The sequence below is a fragment of the Gluconacetobacter tumulisoli genome (assembly GCF_014174155.1).
GTDB classification, from domain to species: domain Bacteria; phylum Pseudomonadota; class Alphaproteobacteria; order Acetobacterales; family Acetobacteraceae; genus Gluconacetobacter; species Gluconacetobacter tumulisoli.
In genome coordinates, this window is the sequence record NZ_JABEQM010000045.1 from 1 (window position 1) to 867 (window position 867).

The 867-nt window shown below is 60.4% G+C and carries 1 protein-coding gene; it reads left to right on the forward strand.

What is annotated here, in order from left to right; genetic code table 11:
- Nucleotides 1-48: 48 nt before the first annotated feature.
- Nucleotides 49-858 (forward strand): IS5 family transposase, encoded by an 810-nt coding sequence (locus tag HLH28_RS17850; RefSeq protein ID WP_182961943.1) that lies wholly within the window; start codon nucleotides 49-51, stop codon nucleotides 856-858.
- The last annotated feature ends 9 nt before the right edge of the window (nucleotides 859-867 follow it).

Below are 867 nucleotides of genomic sequence, written 5' to 3' on the forward strand. Positions count from 1 at the left end.
CTAGAGGGTGTTATGTACTTTCGTGGGTGATTGGTTCAGTAATGCTGAATGACGCAAGTTCGCAAGCCGTATCCCTCTGACGTATCAGACGAAGAATGGTCGTTGGTTGTTCCGTATCTGGTTCTGATGCGAGAGAACGCGGAACAGCGGCGGCATGATCTGCGCGAACTGTTCAACGGGTTGCGCTACGTGATCCGCTACGGAATTGCCTGGCGCGCCATGCCGAACGATCTGCCGCCCTGGTCGGCGGTCTATCAGCAATCCCGTCGCTGGATGGAGGCAGGCTGCTTCGAAGCACTGGCGTCTGACCTGCGAGCTGTGCTGCGCATGGCCTCCGGCCGCAAGGCGGAACCCACGGCGGCCATCCTCGACAGCCGCACCTTGCGTTCGACGCCGGAGAGCGGACCGCGCGCCGGATATGATGGGGCCAAACGCAAAAAGGGCTCGAAACTGCATATGGCAGTGGACACGTTTGGCCATCTGCTGGCCCTGCACGTCACTCCAGCCAACCGGGATGATCGCGCCGAAGTCGGACGCCTCGCCGCTGCCATTCAGGAAGTGACGGACGAGAGTGTCGAACTGGCCTATGTCGATCAGGGATACACGGGCCAGAAGCCGGCCGAGGCAGCGCGGGCCCACGGTATCGCCCTTGAGGTCGTTAAACTGCCCGAGGCCAAGCGCGGTTTTGTCCTGCTGCCGCGCCGATGGGTCGTAGAACGGTCTTTCGCATGGGCCACACGATGCCGCAGACTCGTCAAGGATTACGAGCGCTACGCTTCAACGCTCGCAAGTCTCCATGTCGTCGCTTTCGCATGCTTCATGCTCAGAAACGCCGCTATACTCGCTCAAGGTGCATAACACCCTCTA

Bases quoted from the DNA above. Each gene is read 5' to 3' on its own strand.
- HLH28_RS17850 (WP_182961943.1), top strand. From the start codon at position 49: ATGACGCAAGTTCGCAAGCCGTATCCCTCTGACGTATCAGACGAAGAA.